We start from the raw sequence: 579 nt of genomic DNA on the forward strand, positions 1-579 counted from the left end.
GAAACACGCGACGCTGCACCTAAATGCATTTCGGGGAGAACCAGCTATCACGGAGTTTGATTGGCCTTTCACCCCTACCCACAACTCATCCCCTCAGTTTTCAACCTAAGTGGGTTCGGGCCTCCACGACGTCTTACCGTCGCTTCACCCTGGCCATGGGTAGATCACTCCGCTTCGGGTCTAGAACATGCCACTCAACGCCCTATTCGGACTCGCTTTCGCTACGACTACCCCACACGGGTTAACCTCGCGACATGCCGCTAACTCGCAGGCTCATTCTTCAAAAGGCACGCCATCACCCACCACCCGAAGGTGCACAGGCTCTGACGGATTGTAAGCGCACGGTTTCAGGTACTATTTCACTCCCCTCCCGGGGTACTTTTCACCTTTCCCTCACGGTACTAGTCCGCTATCGGTCACCAGGGAGTATTCAGGCTTATCGGGTGGTCCCGACAGATTCACACCAGATTTCACGGGCCCGGTGCTACTCGGGCATCACCTACAACAGTCACCATGTTTTCGTCTACGGGACTCTCACCCTCTACGACAGGCCGTTCCAGACCACTTCGACTAACACAA

Annotated in this window: 1 rRNA gene; it reads right to left on the minus strand. The window is 55.4% G+C overall.

Going from position 1 to position 579, the window contains the following annotated elements:
• Window positions 1-579 (minus strand): 23S ribosomal RNA (locus tag HCA44_RS20705); the annotation flags it as partial.

This window comes from Rhodococcus sp. HNM0569, assembly GCF_012726205.1.
In the GTDB taxonomy this organism is placed as follows: domain Bacteria; phylum Actinomycetota; class Actinomycetes; order Mycobacteriales; family Mycobacteriaceae; genus Rhodococcus_F.